We start from the raw sequence: 18,003 nt of genomic DNA on the forward strand, positions 1-18,003 counted from the left end.
CGGATCGAGGTAGTTCAGAATGTTCCCGCATGGGAAGCCTGCATTCCCTGCCGGCGAGGTTGACGGCAGGGATGATTTTGGTCATGATCTTGCGTGAATCAAGGGGAGGGAAACCTTAATGAAGAAGACTGCAGCCGTTCTCGCCATGACCGGCGCTCTCTCACTCGGCGTGGCCGCGCCCGCTTTCGCTGGCGGTAACTGCGGATACCGCACATCGTGTACTTCGCTGAGCAACGGAACGCTCTCGATCTTCCTGTCGTCGAGCAGCACGATCGATAACACTCTCAGCATCGTGGTGTCCTACAAGAAGACCGGGGGCGGAACCGTCTCGGCGCGCTTCGGCAGGACCTACAACGGCTCGAACGCTTGGGGGGGTTGGTTCAACCAGTCCTCGGGAACCACCAAGAGCACGACATGGACCAACGGGTACTCCGTCAGCGGGTGCAAGTCCGCCGTGGGGCTGATGGAGGTCAGCGGTCAGCAGACCTTCCAGACGCCGCCCGTCACGAGCTGCTGACGGTTTACCCTCGCCAGGTCGCCCTCTTCTCCGGAGGGCGACCTGGTCGCGTTCTCCACGCTCCCGTTCCCGCCTCCGGACGAGGTCCATTTCGATGATCAGCGCCATACTCAATGGGAATCCCTGGCTGATTCCCATCCTCCTAGTGACCGGGCTGCTGCTCGGATTCGTCATGCTGCTCCTGGCCCGTCGCCACGCACTGGCCCAGCTCACTGCGGTCGCCTTCGGATGGGCGTTGGCCGGCGAACTCGTTCTCACCCTGTACCCCGTGCACTCGGCCGCGTCCGGGGGCGTCTGCATCGTGAACAGGGACCTGCTCGGACCGTTGGCCACTCAACAGGGCCTGCTGAACATCGCCCTTTTCATCCCCGTCACCTGCCTGGCGACTCTGGTCTTCCGCCGCCGCGCGGTCATTCTGGCCGCCGCCGTGCTGCTCTCGGCCGGCACCGAGCTGCTGCAATCCGCGCTGCCCGTGCTGGGACGCGCCTGCACCAGCGAGGACCTCATCGCCAACGGGTTGGGAGCAGCCATCGGCTCTGGCGTGGCGCTCGTCTTTGCGCGTGCGGGGCGATCCCGCCGGGCAGACGCCCCACACGTGCTGGACCGCAGGGACCTGCTACAGGGTGGGAAGGTGCTGGCCGTCGGCACCCTCGCGAGCCTCGTGATCGGCGCGCTGACGGTTACACCCGTCCTCGCGGAGGTCACCGAGCTCACCAAGGCCACACCGGGGCAGCGGCGGGTCGCCGAGTCGATGGTGCGCGATGTGTGGGGCCCGCAGGCCCGGATCTCCAGCGTGCAGTACATGGCCGCCGACCCCAAGACGCCCGGCAGTGAGGGGCAGACCCTCGTCACACTCGAGGACGGCTCTCTGCACTTCAGCGACGGAGCGAAGTTCGTCAGCGGATCCACCTCGGCCAAGTCCATACCTGGGATCGACTCTCATCCGGTACGTACGCCAGAGGAGGGCATCGTCCAGGCGACGGCTTTCGTGCGGTCCCGATTCCCGTGGGCTCTGGAAGGCGGCAGCAAGGTTACCGCCGAGCCGACCGCGCCGGGAACAGGCCAGTTCACAGTCGCCTGGCGGCTGCGTAAGCAGGACATACTCATGCCGATGCGGATGGACGTCGTGGTGGAGGCCGACGGTCGGATCTCCGCCTTCACCGGCCGCAACGAACAGGGACCCGCCGTCCTTCCCCCGCACCACGTCACCGCGCAGGAAGCCCGGGAGGCCGCGCAGCGCAAGGTGCCCCAAGGCAAGTTCACCGAGTCCGAGCTGGTACTGAAGAAGAATCCCGCAGGGGAATGGGCGACCTTCTGGATGATCGCCTTCGCCTTGCCGGCTCCTGCCGTCTCCCCAGCCCCGGACGGCACCGAGGAAGTAGCAGCAGCCCCCTCCGGAGCCCTCCTCGCTGTCGACGCCGAGACCGGCGAGGTCACCGTTCTGGGATCTACCACCGACAACTCCTGAACCATGGCACGCCAACAGGTGCATGGGTCCGGAGTAACTCGGCCCCGTCGAGTTGCAGGACGCGCGCCCCCACGACCGACGGCTCCGGTCCGTAGTCAGCGGTGATGCCGAGTGGTGGTCAGGGCGGGAGGAGGCGGTGGCGGAGAAGGCCGAATCCGGCGCGTCTGTGCATCTGTCGCATATCCGCGCGCCGCGGGTGTCAGCAGGACCGCGACGCGTCCGCCGGTCTCGGCCTCGGTGATGAGTGTGGCGTAGTGGTGACGGCGGCGCAGAGCGAAAGCGTCCACGCCGATCACCTGCGAACCGCCTGCATCGGCAGTGGCAGGTACCGCAGATGGCGCGGCGCGGTGCTGCGGGATACAAACACGGCCAGGCGTGCGGCCGCCCGGCCGCATAACTCCCGCGCCACATGCGATATCTGCCAGGCAAGCCGCACCGTGCGGCGTTGATGGTGCCTCAGTAGTCCGGGAATCTACTCGCGGAAGGTCTGTCGCCGACAGCCCAGTACGGGACAGACCGGCCGCAGTACGCGCAGGAGGACCACGGCCTGGCGACCGTCGGCCGGCAGGCCCCGTACCATCCGGCGGTGATAGGCGTGGACCTTGGCCGTCGGCGTCCCGCACACCGGACACGGCACCGCCGCATCCCGGGTGCGGGCCGTGATCACCACCGTCCCACCACGACCAGCGCCGGCGGCCCGGAGAGCACCGTCGCCATAAGGGACTTGATACCACCCACCATAAGATCACGGTCAAGGGCAGCTACTAGGCGTCACCACCGACTACGGGTCGGAGTCGAACGATTCACCGTCTCCACCTGCGATCATGCGGCCGCCTTCGTCCAGCGCCGGGTGAGGACCTACGTCCTGCGAGCGGTCGACTGCCCTGGATGTCAGAAGGTGTTGGGTGCTCGGGTGATTACTCGTTCTTGAGGTCGTCGGCGAGGCGGCGGGCTGCTTCGGTCTCGATGGGGCCGCGTGGTTCGATCTCTTCGCTGCGGGGCGGGCGGCCATGAGCCTGATCATGGCAACCTTGATCATCGCTTCGGCGTGCGCGGTCTTGCGCTCGTAGTCCCGTGCCAACCGTCTGCACCGTCCCAGCCAGGAGAATGTCCGCTCGACCACCCACCTGCGGGGCAGCACCTGAAACCCTTTCACATCCGCGTTGCGCGGCATCGCGACGATCTCCAGGTTCTCGTGCCCCGCTGCCCAGCCGACCAGGCCGGCATCCACGACGTTGACGTAGCCGCCGTCGACCCAGACCAACCCGACCTGCGGAAACTCCTCCCGGACCCCGGCCAGGACCAGCTTCGCACCCGCCCGGTCCTGCACCGACGCCGAGTGCACCACGACCCGCAGCACGAGACCGCAGGTATCCACCAGCAGGTGCCGCTTGCGGCCCCGGACACGCTTGCCCGCGTCGTAGCCGATCGCCTGCCCGCCCTGGTGGCCGCGGGCCGACTGCGAGTCCAGCACCGCCGCCGAAGGCTGCGGATCCCGGCCGTCCGCCACCCGGACCCGGTCACGCAACGCGTCGTGAACCCGGTTCCAGGCACCGTCCGCCGTCCACGCCCGGAACCACCTTGCACACGCAGACACACATGGCGGTGATCGTCCCAGAACACCAGCCCTCAGCGATCACCACCAGCCAACCACCCCCTGCAGTTGATCAATCACCCAACACTTCCTCAGAGGCGACGCGGGGTCGTTGCTACGAGCGGCCGGATCGAGGAGCTCACGGCGTGGCTCACCCCAACGGCCCGGGGCGACGGCATGGCGTGAGCGGACTGTGGGTGGCGCGGGCCGGATTGGGCGGTGCGTGGGTTGCGAGGTGTAGGCCTCTGACCTGGGGAAACGGGATTCTGCGGCACTGTCCGGAAACAGCCGGGATGACTCTGGTGGGCCTTGTCGTGCGGAGGTCTCGGGTTCGGTTCGCCAGGCGGCGTATGGGGAAACCCCAGGCCGGACTGTTCCGGCCTGGGGTCTCGGGTGGGCCGGGGCGCGGTGGTGCCGGGCCCCGGTGGGTGGGTCAGGCCTCGTCGGCGGTGAGGAGGGCCTTGGCCGCCTGCTGGACGCCGGGGGCACGCAGGAAGGTGTAGTGGTCGCCGGGCACGCGGACGGTCCGGGTGCCGGATCCCAGCAGCTGGGTCCACAGTGCCGACAGGTCGGGGGACTGCTCGGCCGAGACCACCACGACGGGGGCCGCCACGGGCTCCGGGCGGTGGCCGCCGATCAGGGTGATGTGGGCCTTGAACACCTGGAACCTGCGGTTGATGTCCTCCTGGACCTCCTCCGCGTCGCCGGTGCCGCCGGTCAGCTTCTCGCCGAACCAGCGCAGCTGCTCGGCCACCGGCGTGGTCTCCGGGTCGGGCAGTTCGCCCGCGTCGGGGCCGAGGGCCCGGGCGCCGTCCAGGACGAACTGGGCGGCGAAGGCCTGCTCGCTCACTCCGGAGACGTCGTCCGCGGAGAAGGGGGTGTCCAGCAGGCCGACCAGGGCCACCTGCTCGCCCGCGGCCTCCAGGCGGCGGGCGACCTGCAGGGCGAGCAGACCGCCCATGGACCAGCCGGCCAGGCGGTACGGTCCGGCGGGCTGGGCCTGGCGGACGGCCTCGGTGTACGCGTCGGCCATCTCCCGCAGGTCCCGCCGCGGCTCGCTGCCGGCCCGCAGGCCGGCGGCCTGCACGCCGAGCACGCGGTAGCGGCTCTGCAGTTCCTGCATCAGCCCGAAGTACGGGTAGACGGTGCCGCCGACGGCGTGGATGAGGAACAGCGGGTCGCCGTCGGTGTTCTCCGACAGGGGCACGATGGTGTCCGAGCCGGCGGCGACGGCCGAGGTGCCCGGGGTGGTGGGGCCGGCCACCTCCTCCAGGGCGTCGAGGTCGTCCAGTTCGTCCAGCGGGGCGTCCTCCAGGCCGTGCTTCTGGACCAGGGTCACGGCGAGCCGCGCGGGCGTGGGGGCGAGGAAGATCGCCGTCACGTCCGTGTCGACCCCGAGGTCCTTGCGCAGGCGGGTGATCACCTGCATCGCCTGGAGGGAGTTGCCGCCCATCTCGAAGAAGTTGTCCTCGATGCCCACCCGCGGCAGCTTGAGGATGTCGGAGACGATGTCGGCGAGGACCGTCTCCAGGATGGTGCGCGGGGCGACGTAGTCGCCCGCTTCCCCGGCGCCGTCCGGCTCGGGCAGGGCGGCGCGGTCGACCTTGCCGTTCGCGTTGAGCGGGAAGGTGTCGAGGATGATCAGGTGGGCCGGGACCATGAACGCGGGCAGCGCCTCGCCGAGGTGGGCGCGGAGGTCGCCGACGGTGACGGCCGGTGCGTCGGGGTTGGTCCGCGCGTAGCCGATGAGGTTCTTCTGGCCGGCCTGGTCCTCGCCGACGATGATGATGGCCTGGGCGACGGAGGGGTGGGCGGCGAGCACGGCCTCGATCTCGCCGAGCTCCACCCGCAGGCCGCGGATCTTGACCTGGTGGTCGAGCCGGCCGAGGTACTGCAGGTTGCCGTCGGGCAGACGGCGGGCCAGGTCGCCGGTCTTGTACATGCGCGCGTCGGGGAGCTCGCTGAACGGGTCCATGACGAAGCGCTCGGCGGTCAGCTCGGGGCGGCCCAGGTAGCCGCGGGTGACGCTGGCGCCACCGATGTGGAGTTCGCCCGCGACGCCCACCGGCACCGGGTTGAGGTGCTTGTCCAGCACGTACGCCGTGTAGTTCGTCAGGGGCAGGCCGATCGGCGGCGGGTCGATGCCGTCGTCCTGGCACCGGGCCATGGTCGAGCCGACCGTGGTCTCGGTCGGGCCGTAGCCGTTGATGAAGCGCATGCCGGGGCGCGCCCAGTTGCGGACCAGCTCCGAGGAGAAGGCCTCGCCGCCGGCGATGACCACGCGCAGGCTCGGGAACTGCTCCTCGGCCAGCAGGTTCAGCACGGCCGGCGGCAGGCACATGAAGGTGATGCCCTCACCACGGATCAGGTCGGCCAGCCGCGGCGGGGAGAGCAGTGTCTGCGTGCTGCCGAGGACCAGGGTGGAGCCGGACAGCAGCGCGCCGAAGATGTCCAGGACGGACACGTCGAAGTTGAGCGAGGCGAACTGCAGGATCCGGTCTCCCGGGCCCAGCGGCCAGAACTCGATCTCGGCGTAGCAGAAGTTGACGGCGTTGCGGTGCTCGACGACCACGCCCTTGGGGCGGCCGGTGGAGCCCGAGGTGTAGATGACGTAGGCGACGTTCGACGGGTCGGCGGTGGCCTCGACGGCGCTGTCGTCCAGCGCGGTGAGGTCGTTCCAGGACCGGTCCAGGTCCAGCACGGTGACGTCGTCGGTCGGTACCGCGGCAGCGCTGGCCTCGTCGGTGAGGACGACGGTCATCTTCGCGTCCTCGACCATGAAGGCGAGGCGGTCGGCGGGGTACTCCGGGTCCAGCGGCACGTAGCCGCCGCCGGCCTTGAGGATGCCCATGATGCCGACGATGCGGCGTACGGTGCGCTGCATGCTGACACCGACGAGCGCCTCCGGGCCGACGCCGAGCTCGCGCAGCCGCCGCGCGACCTGGTTGGCGTGGGCGTCGAGCTGGGCGTAGGTCAGGCCCTCGCCGTCGAGTTCGACGGCCATGACGTCGGGGTGCGCCGCGACCTTGGCCTCGAAGGCCTGGTGCAGGTTCCAGTCGGGGAACTCGGCCTTGTCGCTGTTCCAGGCGACGAGCTCCTGGTGGAGCTCCGCCTCGGTCATGATCGGCAGCTGCGAGATGCGGGCGTCGGGCTCGGTCAGGATGCCGTCGAGCAGCGTCTCGAAGTGGCCGAGCAGACGCTGCGCGGTGGCCGCGTCGTACAGGGCGGTGGCGTAGCTGAGGTTCAGGCCCAGCCGGCCGCCGCTCTCGACGGCGGAGACCAGCAGGTCGAACTTGGCCGCCTCGGCGGGGAGTTCCTCGGAGGCCCAGGTCATGCCGCCGGGCCGCAGGTCGCGCTTCTGGTCGTCGGAGAGCATGAAGCCGACCTGGAAGACCGGGGAGCGCGAGGGGTCGCGGGGGGCCTTGGCAGCCTCGACGATCTTCGCGAAGGGCAGGTCCTGGTGTCCGAAGGCGCCCAGCGTGGCCGTCTTGGTGCGCTCCAGGACCTCGCGGAAGGTCGGGTCGCCGGACAGGTCGACCCGGACCGGCAGGGTGTTGATCAGGTAGCCGATCACCGGCTGGAGTTCGGGGCGGCTGCGGTTGGCGCTGACGGTGCCGACCACGATGTCGTCCTGGCCGCTGTAGCGGTGGAGCAGGACGTGGTAGGCGGCCATCAGGGTCATGAACAGGGTCGCGCCCTCGTCGCGGCCCAGGGTGGTGAGCCGGGACAGGATCTTGTCGCCGAGGTCCCTGGACTCCGTGGTCCCCTGGTAGGTCTGGACGAGGGGGCGGGGCCGGTCGGTCGGCAGCTGGAGGACGGGCGCGCCCTGGAGGTTCTCGCTCCAGTACTCGGTCAGCTCCTTCAGCGTCTCGCCCTGCAGCCGGTCGCGCTCCCAGACGGCGAAGTCGGCGAACTGGATGGGCAGCTCGGGCAGCTGCGCGGCCGTTCCGGCGACGGCGCCGGAGTAGGACTCGGCCAGCTCCGCCAGCAGCACGGGGAACGAGGAGCCGTCGAAGACGGTGTGGTGGACGGTGATCAGCAGGACGTGGTCCTCGTCGCCCAGCTGCTGCAGGTGCGCGCGGAACAGGGGGCCGCGCTCCAGCTCGAACGGGCGGGACGTCTCCTCCTGGGCGGCCGCCCGCCAGTGCTGCTCGATCTCGTCGGCGGCGACGGCCCGCTGGTCCACGAAGGCCAGCTCGACCGGTCCGGCCGGGTCGATCACCTGGACCGGTGCGCCGTCCACGGTGACCAGGCGGGTGCGCAGCGCCTCGTGGCGGGCGACCAGGGAGTCGATCGCCGCACCGAGGGCCGGGCGGTCGAGGGCGCCGGTCATCCGCACCGCGCCGGCGATGGTGTAGGTGGATTCCCCGGGGGCCAGCTGGTCGATGAACCAGAGCTGCTCCTGCCCGTAGGAGAGCGGCAGGTCCTGCAGCGCGGGCGAGCGGCGGGGGATCGAGGAGATCGGGGGGGCCGTGCGACGCAGCCTGGCGGTCAGCGCGGCCCGCTGGGAATCGGTCAACATGACTGGTTAGTCCTTCTTTCGAGCAGTGGATGAGGCAGCGTCAAGGGCACGGTCACGACGGCCGCGCGTGACTCATGCGACGGTTTCGGGCTGGTCGGCGTCGACGGGACCCTGGGGCATCTCGCGCAGCCGGTACACGGGCGAGAAGGCGATCCACACCACCGGCAGGGCGATACCCGCGACACCGACGGCCAGGGCGGCTCGCAGCCCGAACAGGGAGGCCAGCGAGCCGGCCAGCAGGGCGCCGAGCGGGATGGTGCCGTAGAGGATGAGCCGGTAGCTGGCGTTCATCCGGCCCAGCAGGCGGGCCGGGGTGACGGTCTGGCGCAGGGTCAGCGAGTTGACGTTGAAGACGGCCAGGTGGAAGCCGTGCACGGCGAGCGTCCCGCCCAGGATCACCAGGGAGACAAGACCGGTGTCCCCGGGTACGAGCAGCAGTACGGGCGACAGGCAGGCCAGCAGTGTGACCAGGCGCAGCGCCGGGCCGAAGCCCAGGCGCTTGCTGATCCGGCCGGAGAACGTGGCGCCCAGCAGCGCGCCGACCGAGCCGGCCCCGACGACCAGGCCGAGCTGGAACGGGCTCAGTCCCAGGGACCTCACCGCGTAGACCAGGAAGACCGTCGTCATGACGTTCTCGAACAGGTTGAACACGGCGGACTGCGCCGCCAGGTGTCGCAGGATCCGGCTGCCGACGACGGTGCGCAGGCCCTCGACGATGTCGGCGCGGACCGACGTCGGCTCTGCGGGCCGTTCGGGCTCGGCCTCCGGTCTGCGGATCCACCACAGGGCCACGGCCGAGGCCAGGTAGGTGGTGGCGCCCACGGTGAGTGCGACGGGTGCGGTCAGCGCGCCGACCAGGAAACCGGCCAGGCCGGGGCCTGCGATGCCGGCGACCGAGTAGCTGGCCGTCATCTTGCTGTTCGCGTCCGCCAGGTCGTTCTTGTCGACGAGTCCGGGGATGTAGGAGAGGATCCCGACGTCGAAGAGGACCGTGGCCACGCCGGCCATGAACCCGACGACGTAGAGCCACGGGAGCGAGAGCACGCCGAGCAGGTGGGCCACCGGCAGGGCGCCGATCAGCACCACCCGGACCGCGTCGGACGCGATCAGGGTCGGCCTTCTGCGCCGCCGGTCGAACCAGACTCCGGCCAGCAGGGTCACCAGTACATACGGTGCGAACCTGGCGACGTTGAGCAGGCCGATCTGGAACGCGCTGGCGTTCAGGGTGAGGACGGCTGCCAGCGGCAGCGCGATGTCGGTCACCTGCGAGCCGACGAGGGAGACCGTCTGCCCGCTCCAGAGTTTGACGAAGTCCCGGTTGGCCAGGACGCCGCGTCGGCCCGCGGTGTCCTCGTTCCCCTGCGTGGTGGTCATGCTCTCGCCCCCTCTCAGTTGGCCAGGCCCGCGCCGACGGGCTGCGGGGCGGCAGCGTCGGTGTGCAGGTTGAAGGCGCGGTGCAGGACGCGGGCGGCCTCGTCCACCGCGCCGGAGGCGACGTGGCAGGAGACCCGGCTGGGGGTGCTGGTGACGAGCACCGGTCTGATGCCGGTGCGCTCCAGGGACTCCAGGATCTGCAGGGTGACCTCGGACCGGTTGCCGCAGGCGTCCCCGGCCACGCTCACACTGCCGAGTTCCTCGTCGTGGACCTTGACGACGGCGCCGACGTCACCGAGGGCGGCGATGACCGTCTGCGGTTCGGCGCCGGGCGAGGTGAACCGGAGCTCGCCCGGGCTGCCGATGATGGATCCGACCGGCAGGCCGTGTCCGGCGAGGGCAGCCGAGACCTGCGCCGGCGTCAGGCCGCCGACCTGGTAGAGCGGGTCGTGCCGGCGGTGGGCGACACCGATGATCCTGGCCGTCTCGAACATGTCGTTCTCCTCCCTGGATTCAGTGATCCACGTGCCCGGCTCGCCGGTGAACGAGGACCGGACATGGATGGCGACACCATGTGCCGCCGCGAGTTCCACCGCCCGCGGCTGCATGACCTGGGCCCCCGCCTCGGCCAGCTGGAGCATCGACTCGTGGCTGAGCCGGTCCAGTCGCCGTGCGTCGGGCACGACCCGGGGGTCGGCGGTGAAGACACCCGGCACGTCGGTCCAGATGTCGCACTCGTCCAGCCCCAGCGCCGCCGCCACGGCGATCGCCGAGGCGTCGGAGCCGCCGCGGCCCAGCGTGGTGACGTCACCGTCGTCGGTGACGCCCTGGTAGCCGGTGACCAGGACGATCAGCCCCTGCTCCAGGGCGGCCACGATCCGGGCCGGGTCGATCGACTGCATACGGGCGTTGCCGTGCGCGGTGTCGGTCAGCACCCCGGCCTGGCGGCCGTTGAGGGAGACGGCGCGCTCACCGAGCTCGTGCACGGCGATCGCTGCGAGCGCGCACGACATGGACTCGCCGACCGCCAGCAGTGCGTCGAGCTCCCGCGCGTCGGGCTGCGTCGTGAGTCCGTTCGCCATCTCCAGCAGGTCGTCGGTGGTGTCCGACATCGCGGACAGGACCGCGACGACGTCCGCCCCCGCGCGCCTGGCCTCCACCAGCCGCTGGGCCACCCGGCGCAGCCGGTCCATGTCGCCCACCGAGGAGCCGCCGAACTTCCATACGACCGGCCGCAGTGCGCGCCCGGAGGGGTGTGTCGCGGACACGGATGACACGGATGGCACGGATGACTCGGACGGCACATCTGACACAGATGACACAGGTCCTCCCCGTCCTCTAGCGCGCGGCCGACTGGTCGGCGACCAGTCGGACCCAGCTCGCGAAGAACGCCAGGCTGTGGCTGCGCCACAGCCGCAGCGGCCGGTCCAGGTCCACGCCGACCGGTGCCTTGACGCCGGCCACCTGCTGGTTGACGTCCCTGTGGTACTCCTCCGCGAGGCGCGAGCCGTAGTACTCGGGGTGGCCGGTGTGCATGAGGACGGAGTGGTCGTAGGACTCGGCGATCACCGTGCCCGCGCCGTCGGCCCGGGCCAGGGCGCGGACCGTGGTGCTGGCGTCCAGCGCCTTGTCGTCGAAACCGGCGAAGCGGCTGTGCGTCGACCAGAAGCGGTCGTCGAGGGCGGAGGCGACGGGGCCGTCCTGCGCCAGCAGCTCGGTCTCGTACATGCCGGAGATCTTGGCGCTGTAGATGTCCTTGGGGAGGCCGTAGAGCAGGTGGCCCACGCCCATCGCGCCCCAGCACAGGCCCAGGATCGGCGAGCGCCGCGCGTGGACGTCCTGCAGCATGTCGTTCAGCTCGTCCATGAACCGCACCTCCTCGAAGGGGAGGTGCTCCACCGCGGCGCCGCTGACGATCAGGCCGTCCAGCGGTGCGTCCGCGGTGGCCTCCTCGTAGGTGCGGTAGGTCGCGGCGATGCGGTCCGGGTCGTCCAGGTGGTAGCGGCGGGAGGAGATCCGGATCCACTGCAGCTCGAACGGCTGCGCCAGCGACAGCTGCGGCATCAGCCAGTTCTCGTACTGCTCGGCGTGCGGCATCAGGTTGACGATGCCGATGCGCGGCGGGCGGCCGGGGTGTCCGGATACGAGCGTGCTCATCGGCCGGCCTCCGCGGCGAGTTCCGACTCCAGGGCGGCCAGCGCGTCGCGCAGGACGGCCACGGCGTCGTCGGCGACCTCACGGGTGATGTTCAGCGGCGGCAGCAGCCGCACGACGCAGTCGTCCCGGCCACCGAGCTCGACGATCAGCCCGCGGCGCAGTGCCTCCTGCTGGAACCTGGCCGCGACGGCGGTCGCGTCGAGGGACCCGCTGCCGGCCATCTCCATGCCGAGCATCAGGCCCAGCCCGCGCACGTCGGAGACGAGGTCGCTGTCGCCGAGCCGCTTCAGCTCGCCGAGCAGGTGCTCGCCGATGACGCGGACGTGCGGCAGCAGCTGGTCGCGCTCGACGATGTCGAGGAAGGCGTTGGCACTGGCGAAGGCCAGGTTGTTGCCGCGGAAGGTGCCGATGTGGCTGCCCGGCGTCCAGGTGTCCAGGTGCTTGCGGTACAGGATCGCGGCGACGGGCAGGCCCATGCCGGACAGGCCCTTGGAGGCCACGACGACGTCCGGGGTGATGCCGTACTGCTCGAAGGCGAACCAGGTGCCGGTGCGGCCGCAGCCCGTCTGGACCTCGTCCACGATCAGCGGGATGCCGAGCTCACGGGCGGTGTCCGCGACCCGGCGGACGAACTCGTGGCGGGCCGGGATGGCCCCGCCCTCGCCCTGGACCAGCTCCATGATGATCGCGGCCGGCAGCTGTACCCCGCCGTGGGTGTCGGTCAGCGTGTTGACCAGCACGTCGGCGCAGTTGGTGGTGCAGGTCTCCGGTGCCAGACCGATCGGGCAGCGGTGGCAGTAGGAGTACGGGGTGAAGTGGATGCCCGGCAGCAGGTTCTGCAGGCCGGTCTTGGGCGCGTGCTCCGAGGTGAGGGACATGGCCCCCTGGGTGGAGCCGTGGTAGGCGCCCTGGAAGACGACGACCTGGCCGCGGCCCGTCGCCTTCTTGCACAGTTTGATCGCGGCCTCGACGGCGTCGGAGCCGGTGGGGCCGCAGAAGTGCATCTTGACGTCGTCGCGCATGTGCTCGGGCAGCATCGCGATCTGACGGCGCTTGAACTCGTCGCGCACCGGCGTCGGGAAGTCGAGGCCGTGCGTCAGCTTCGGCAGCTGCTCGGTGACGGCGGCGACGAGCTCGGGGTGGTTGTGGCCGAGCGCGAGGACGCCCGCGCCCGAGAGGAAGTCGATGTAGCGGCGGCCGTCGAGGTCGGTGATGTAGGACCCGGAGGCCTCGGCGATCGCGACCGGAATCCGGCGCGGGTACGTGCGGGCGTTGGACTCGGTGGCGGCCTGGCTGTCGAGCAGCACGCGTCCGTTGGGGCCGGGCCGGGTCAGGTCGGCCGCCGGTTTCGGTGAGGTCGCATCAAGGGTCTGCATGATCGTCTCTCTCAGAGGTCGGAGCCGGTCGCCCGGGCGGCGACGAGGTCGGCAGCTCCCTGCTCGGCGACCAGGCGCCGCTCAAGGCTTTCGACGATGGCCTGGGAGCGCAGCGCCAGCAGGCTGAAGGAGCCCGCGTCGCCGAGGCCGTGGGTGGACTCGCACAGGCCGTTGACGAAGATCGGCGGGACCTCGCCCTCGAAGGCGGGGTGCGGGACGACGCCGTAGTCGTAGCCGACGGACAGCGGGCGGCCGTCGGTCACGCCGAGCACGTCCGTGAGGTCCTTGAGCAGCGGCGGAAGCTGCTCGGTGCGGCCGGTGATGCCCAGGTCCAGGTAGCCGGTGGCCAGGACCACCCGGTCGGCGTGGATCCGCTCGCTCTCACCGGTGATGTGCTCGGTGACGTCCAGCGCGACTCCCTCGGCGGTGCGCTCCACGGCGTCGACACGGCGGTTGGTGAAGAGCCGGACCCGGTCGCGTCCGTCGAGCTCGTCCTCGTACATGCGCATGTACAGGGCGCTGACCACGTCCGCGTCGGCGGCCGAGTAGTTGGTCGGGCGCAGCTGGTCGCGCAGCCGCTTCTTGCCCTCCTCCGTGGCCTTGAAGTAGTAGTCCACGAACTCCGGGAAGTAGACCTCCTCGGAGAACGGGCTGGTGTCCTTCAGGCGGTAGCCGAAGCCGGTCATCACGTTGACGATGCGGGCGGCGGGGAAGCGCGCGATCAGGTCGAGCACGACCTCGACGGCGCTCTGGCTGGCGCCGACCACGGCGAGCGTGCCGTCGAAGTCCCGCTCCAGATCGGCGATGTTGGGCAGGAACTGGGAGGTGTGGAACAGGTGCGGGGCCGGTACGCCGGTGAAGACCTCGGGAACGTTGGGCGTACGGCCGGGGGCCACGACGACGGAGCGGCCGTGGTAGGTCTTGCCGTCGGCGGCGGTGACCTCGACCAGCTGGCCCTCGTCGGACGGCGTCACGCCTATGCCGGTGACCTCGCAGCCGTAGTCCACGTCGGCGCTCACGTTCTCGGCCACCCACTGGACGTAGCGCGCGTACTCCTTGCGGAGCGGGTAATGGGAGGGCAGGTTGAGGTGTTTGAAGAGTCGGCCCTGCTCGTGCAGGAAGTTGGTGAAGGTGTACCGGCTCCGCGGGTTGCGCGGGGTCACCAGGTCGCGCAGCGGATTGTTCTGGATGTCCGAGCCGTCCAGGAGCATGGCGCGCTGCCAGTAGGGGCCGGGCTCGCGTTCCAGGAACTTCACCCGGGCCTGCGGCCACAGCTCCTCGAACGCGACGGCGACGGCGACGTTCGCGGGTCCGTATCCCACGCAGAGAACGTCATAGACATCGTGCACGTTGAACCTCCAGGGTCGATGTGCTCGGCATGCCGACGGCATGCCGGCTGGTTCACGGACGGGAGACCGCCTGCACGTCCGCGCAAGCGCCGTCGGAGTACGGCCCGGCCGCGTGACGGCCGGCGAAGAACGCGCCGTCGCTGAGGGTCCCCGCTGCGTGCGGGACCGCCCATTGAGCGGCGTCCGGGCCGGTGAGGTCGCTTGCCGGCGAGGAGCCGGCGGTGTCCCCGGCCGCTGTATCGGTGTCCGCATTTCTGGTCATTTGAACTGCAGCTTCCGTCGCCGTCCGAGATGTAATGAGCTTTTCACTGACCGCTACCGGTTGGCTTCCGCCGGGCTTCCGACCGTGCGGTATCGTCCAGAAGCGCAGGTCATCAGGTGGGGGTGGGAGTCCTGGATCCGCAGACGGCGGACGGGATGAGGAGGGGGCTGCGTGACATTCGAGTTCCGTGTTCTCGGGCCGATCACGGCATGGCGCGACGGACTCGCAGTCAGACTCAACGGGCGCAAGACGAGGTCGGTGCTGGCCGCGCTGCTGCTCCGTGCCGAGCACGTCGTCCCGGTGGAACGACTCGTCGCGATCCTGTGGGGGGAATCGCCGCCGCCGACCGCCGTGGCCCAGATCCAGAAGTGCGTGTCCCAGCTGCGCGGAGAGCTGGGGCCGGAGCTGATCATCCGGTCGGGCAACGGCTACCGCCTCCAGCTCGGCGAGCACCGGTTCGACCTGCGGGCCTTCGACCGGGCCGTCGCGGAGGCGAGGGCCGCGCTCGCACAGGACCGGCAACTCGACGCGGTGGAGGCGTACTGCGCCGGCCTCGCCCAGTGGCGGGGGGAGGCACTGGCCGACGGTACGGAGGAGCTGATCCGGACCGAGTCGCCGGCGCTGGAGGAACGCCGGATCGGCGTCGTCATGGAACGCATCGAGGCGGAGCTGTCCCTGGGCCGCCACGGCGAACTCGTCAGCGAACTCAAGGCCCTCGTCGGGGAGCAGCCGTTGCGGGAGCGGCTGCGCGGCCAGCTGATGCTGGCGCTCTACCGGTGCGGTCGGGTGGCCGACGCGCTCGCCGTCTTCCAGGCCGGACGCACCCTGATCGCCGAGGAGCTCGGCCTGGAGCCGGGGGGCGAGCTCCAGCGGCTCCACGAGGCGATCCTGGTCGGCGGCCCCGGCCTCGACCTGCCCCGCAAGGCGCCCGACGAGGTGCCCGAGCGCGTCTGGTCCCCCATCGCCGCGGTCGTACCGGCCCAGCTCCCGCCGTCCATAGCCGACTTCACCGGACGCGCCGAACAGGTCGGCCGCATCCGCGAGACGCTGACGACGGGCGACAAGGAGTCACTGGCGCTCGTCGCCCTCTCGGGGAAGGGCGGGGTCGGCAAGTCCACCCTCGCGGTGCAGGCCGCACGCCGGGTGGCCGGCCAGTTCCCCGACGGACAGCTCTACATACGTCTGCGTACCGCCGACACGCGGCCGCTCGACCCGCTGGTGGCGCTCAAACGTTTCCTGCGCGCGCTCGGCGTCGGGGAGGAGGGCATACCGGACGACCTGGAGGAGTGCAGCGAGCTCTTCCGCAGCCGCACCGCCTCCTCCCGCATGCTCATCCTGCTCGACGACGCCGTCAGCGAGGCGCAGGTGCGACCGCTGCTCCCGGGCTCACCCGGCTGCGTCGTACTGATCACCAGCCGGCCGCGGCTGAGCGGCCTGGAGTCCGCCACGCACGTAGACCTCGACGTGTTCGACGCGGAGGAGTCCGGCGCCCTGATCGAACGGATCGCGGGGCGCGACCGCGTCGCCGGCGACGAGGCCACCACGGCGGAGATCGCCCGGCTGTGCGGCTACCTGCCGCTGGCCGTCCGGATCGCTGCCGCGCGGCTCGCCCAGCACTCCCGGGGCGGCATCACCCGGTTCGCCCGCCGCCTCGCCGACGAGCGGCGGCGCCTGGACGTGCTGGTCTCCGGGGACCTGGAGGTGCGGGCCACCCTAGAGACCGGATACGAGGAGCTGGCGCCGCGCGAGCGCGAGGCGTTCTGCCTGCTGGGCCTGATCGACACACCGGACTTCGCGTCGTGGTTACTGGCCCCGTTGCTGCGTATCACCATCGACGAGGCCGAGGACCTGATCGAGGAACTCGTCAGCACCCAGCTCCTCGACGTCGTCGGATGCGACGCCGCCGGACAGACCCGCTACCGGTACCACAACCTGGTCCGTCTCTACGCCAAGGAGCGGGCCCAGGCCGAGTACTCGCAGGCGCAGTGCCGCGAGGCCCTGGGCAGGGTGCTGGACGGGTGGCTCACGCTGTCCACCACGGCGGCGCAGCGCATCACCGGTGCGAGGGCCCGGGAATGGCCCCTCGCGGCGCGGGGTGCGGCGAACCGCTACGACGGGTTCGACCGCTCCGACGTCGACTACATCGTCGAGGACCCCTACCTCTGGTTCGAGGCCGAGCGCCCGGCACTGGCCTCCGCCGTCGCGATGGCCTGCTCCAACGGATTCGGCCGGACCGCCTGGGAACTGGCCGACAGCACCACCGACTTCCTGGAGATGCGCCACCACTACGACGACTGGGAGGCCGGCCACCGGCTCGCCCTGGCGGCGGCCGAGGCCGACGGCGACGCCGCCGGTGTCGGCGTCATGTCCCTGCGACTGGCGCGGCTGCGGTGCATCCGCAGGGATCCCGAGGCCGGGCTGGAGCTCGTGGACCGGGCGAGCGCCGTCCTTGAGGAGCTGGACTTCACCGCGCTGCGGAGCGAGTGCCTGGCGATCCGGGCGGGAGCGCTGCGGGCGCTGGGCCGGCTGGGACCCGCCCTCACCGAGGTGACCCGGGCCGCCGGGGCGGCGCTGGCCTCCGCCAGCCCGCTCGAACAGGCGGTGGCCGCCCGTGAGCTGGGCACGATCCGTTACGAGCAGGGGCGCTGGGAGCTGTCGTCGGACGCCTTCCAGGAGGCGGTCCGGCTCAGCGCTCTGGCCGGCAACCGGCGCGAGGAGGCCCTCGCGCTGCGCCACTGGGCCGTCGTACTGCGCCACCGCGGGGAACTCCAGGAGGCCAGGGAGAAGGCGGAGACGGCCCTCGCGGCCTTCCACGAGCTGGGGGACCGCCCCTACGAGGCGTTCAGCGGCCTCACCCTGGGCCTGAGCCTGCTGGAGCTGCGCGATCCCTCGGCCCGCCGGTTCATCGAGGAGGGGCACGCCGTCCTGCGGGACATGAACCTGGAGTTCGGCATGGGCGAACTCTTCTACGTGCTGGCCTCCCTGGAATTCGCCGACGGCCACATCGACCGGGCCGTCGAGCGGCTGACGCAGTCCATCCGGCTGCTGGGGGCGGAGCCGGTCCACCACGTGCTGCTCTCCGCCGTCGAGCTGCTCTGCCAGGCGCTGGACACCACGGACCCGGCGGCGGGCCGGGTGCTGCGCATGGAGCTCGCCGAGCTGGCCGCATGCGTGGGCACCCCCGCGCCGGCCCACTGCCTCGAATCGATCCTCACCCAGGTTGCACGCAGAGTGACCGGAAGGAATCCGGTAGTGACTCTGCCTAGAGTTCCCGTTCTGCAACCGATCCACTGACCACGGAAACGGACGGGAACCATCGTGAAGAAGACCACCATCCACGTCGACCCACGCGCGATGGCGGAAAGCAGGAGATCAGGCACGGAC

The 18,003-nt window shown here is 70.6% G+C and carries 11 protein-coding genes and 1 pseudogene; 3 read left to right on the plus strand and 9 right to left on the minus strand.

Annotated features, from left to right (window positions below; genetic code table 11):
* Positions 1-118: 118 nt before the first annotated feature.
* Together ACIPXC_RS20570 and ACIPXC_RS20575 are read left to right on the plus strand one after the other, a co-directional pair.
* Positions 119-517: a hypothetical protein gene (locus tag ACIPXC_RS20570; RefSeq protein ID WP_401620042.1), complete on the plus strand. Its 399-nt coding sequence runs from the start codon at positions 119-121 to the stop codon at positions 515-517.
* A 94-nt stretch (positions 518-611) separates the two neighbouring features.
* Complete coding sequence (locus ACIPXC_RS20575; protein WP_401620044.1) at positions 612-1,985, plus strand: VanZ family protein; 1,374 nt, start codon at positions 612-614, stop codon at positions 1,983-1,985.
* Positions 1,986-2,457: 472 nt separating this feature from the next.
* Here the strand turns inward: ACIPXC_RS20575 and ACIPXC_RS20580 are convergent, their stop codons facing one another.
* The 9 genes and pseudogenes from ACIPXC_RS20580 to ACIPXC_RS20620 all read right to left on the minus strand — a co-directional run bounded on the left by ACIPXC_RS20580 (position 2,458) and on the right by ACIPXC_RS20620 (position 14,619).
* Complete coding sequence (locus ACIPXC_RS20580; RefSeq protein WP_401620047.1) at positions 2,458-2,565, minus strand: hypothetical protein; 108 nt, start codon at positions 2,563-2,565, stop codon at positions 2,458-2,460.
* A gap of 337 nt (positions 2,566-2,902) precedes the next feature.
* Positions 2,903-3,576 (minus strand): annotated as a pseudogene (locus ACIPXC_RS20585) (IS5 family transposase); the annotation flags it as partial.
* A gap of 436 nt (positions 3,577-4,012) precedes the next feature.
* Complete coding sequence (locus tag ACIPXC_RS20590; protein ID WP_401620050.1) at positions 4,013-8,101, minus strand: amino acid adenylation domain-containing protein; 4,089 nt, start codon at positions 8,099-8,101, stop codon at positions 4,013-4,015.
* A 72-nt stretch (positions 8,102-8,173) separates the two neighbouring features.
* Positions 8,174-9,475 (minus strand): MFS transporter, encoded by a 1,302-nt coding sequence (locus ACIPXC_RS20595; protein ID WP_401620053.1) that lies wholly within the window; start codon positions 9,473-9,475, stop codon positions 8,174-8,176.
* Positions 9,476-9,489: 14 nt separating this feature from the next.
* The gene (locus ACIPXC_RS20600; protein WP_401620055.1) at positions 9,490-10,743 is read right to left on the minus strand and encodes an aspartate kinase; all 1,254 of its coding nucleotides are present in this window, start codon (positions 10,741-10,743) and stop codon (positions 9,490-9,492) included.
* A gap of 70 nt (positions 10,744-10,813) precedes the next feature.
* On the minus strand, positions 10,814-11,632 hold the full coding sequence (locus ACIPXC_RS20605; protein WP_401620058.1) for a homoserine O-succinyltransferase: 819 nt from the start codon (positions 11,630-11,632) through the stop codon (positions 10,814-10,816).
* Positions 11,629-13,008: an aspartate aminotransferase family protein gene (locus ACIPXC_RS20610; RefSeq protein WP_401620060.1), complete on the minus strand. Its 1,380-nt coding sequence runs from the start codon at positions 13,006-13,008 to the stop codon at positions 11,629-11,631. The genes ACIPXC_RS20605 and ACIPXC_RS20610 overlap by 4 nt, the downstream gene beginning before the upstream one ends.
* Before the next feature lie 11 nt (positions 13,009-13,019).
* Positions 13,020-14,399 carry a lysine N(6)-hydroxylase/L-ornithine N(5)-oxygenase family protein gene (locus tag ACIPXC_RS20615; RefSeq protein WP_401620062.1) on the minus strand — a complete coding sequence of 460 codons (1,380 nt, stop codon included), beginning with the start codon at positions 14,397-14,399 and terminating at the stop codon, positions 13,020-13,022.
* 10 nt (positions 14,400-14,409) lie between these two features.
* Positions 14,410-14,619: a hypothetical protein gene (locus tag ACIPXC_RS20620; protein ID WP_401620064.1), complete on the minus strand. Its 210-nt coding sequence runs from the start codon at positions 14,617-14,619 to the stop codon at positions 14,410-14,412.
* A 171-nt stretch (positions 14,620-14,790) separates the two neighbouring features.
* On the opposite strand from ACIPXC_RS20620, the gene ACIPXC_RS20625 reads away from it, so the two are divergent.
* The gene (locus ACIPXC_RS20625; protein WP_401620066.1) at positions 14,791-17,913 is read left to right on the plus strand and encodes an AfsR/SARP family transcriptional regulator; all 3,123 of its coding nucleotides are present in this window, start codon (positions 14,791-14,793) and stop codon (positions 17,911-17,913) included.
* Positions 17,914-18,003: the final 90 nt, after the last annotated feature.

It is taken from the genome of Streptomyces sp. NPDC090021 (assembly GCF_044748225.1).
In the GTDB taxonomy this organism is placed as follows: domain Bacteria; phylum Actinomycetota; class Actinomycetes; order Streptomycetales; family Streptomycetaceae; genus Streptomyces.

Excerpts from the sequence above, each read along its gene's own strand:
- ACIPXC_RS20570 (WP_401620042.1), top strand. The coding sequence starts at position 119 with ATGAAGAAGACTGCAGCCGTTCTCGCCATGACCGGCGCTCTCTCACTC.
- ACIPXC_RS20575 (WP_401620044.1), top strand. The coding sequence starts at position 612 with ATGATCAGCGCCATACTCAATGGGAATCCCTGGCTGATTCCCATCCTC.
- ACIPXC_RS20580 (WP_401620047.1), bottom strand. The coding sequence starts at position 2,565 with ATGGTACGGGGCCTGCCGGCCGACGGTCGCCAGGCCGTGGTCCTCCTG.
- ACIPXC_RS20590 (WP_401620050.1), bottom strand. The coding sequence starts at position 8,101 with ATGTTGACCGATTCCCAGCGGGCCGCGCTGACCGCCAGGCTGCGTCGC.
- ACIPXC_RS20595 (WP_401620053.1), bottom strand. The coding sequence starts at position 9,475 with ATGACCACCACGCAGGGGAACGAGGACACCGCGGGCCGACGCGGCGTC.
- ACIPXC_RS20605 (WP_401620058.1), bottom strand. The coding sequence starts at position 11,632 with ATGAGCACGCTCGTATCCGGACACCCCGGCCGCCCGCCGCGCATCGGC.
- ACIPXC_RS20610 (WP_401620060.1), bottom strand. The coding sequence starts at position 13,008 with ATGCAGACCCTTGATGCGACCTCACCGAAACCGGCGGCCGACCTGACC.
- ACIPXC_RS20615 (WP_401620062.1), bottom strand. The coding sequence starts at position 14,399 with ATGCCGTCGGCATGCCGAGCACATCGACCCTGGAGGTTCAACGTGCAC.
- ACIPXC_RS20620 (WP_401620064.1), bottom strand. The coding sequence starts at position 14,619 with ATGACCAGAAATGCGGACACCGATACAGCGGCCGGGGACACCGCCGGC.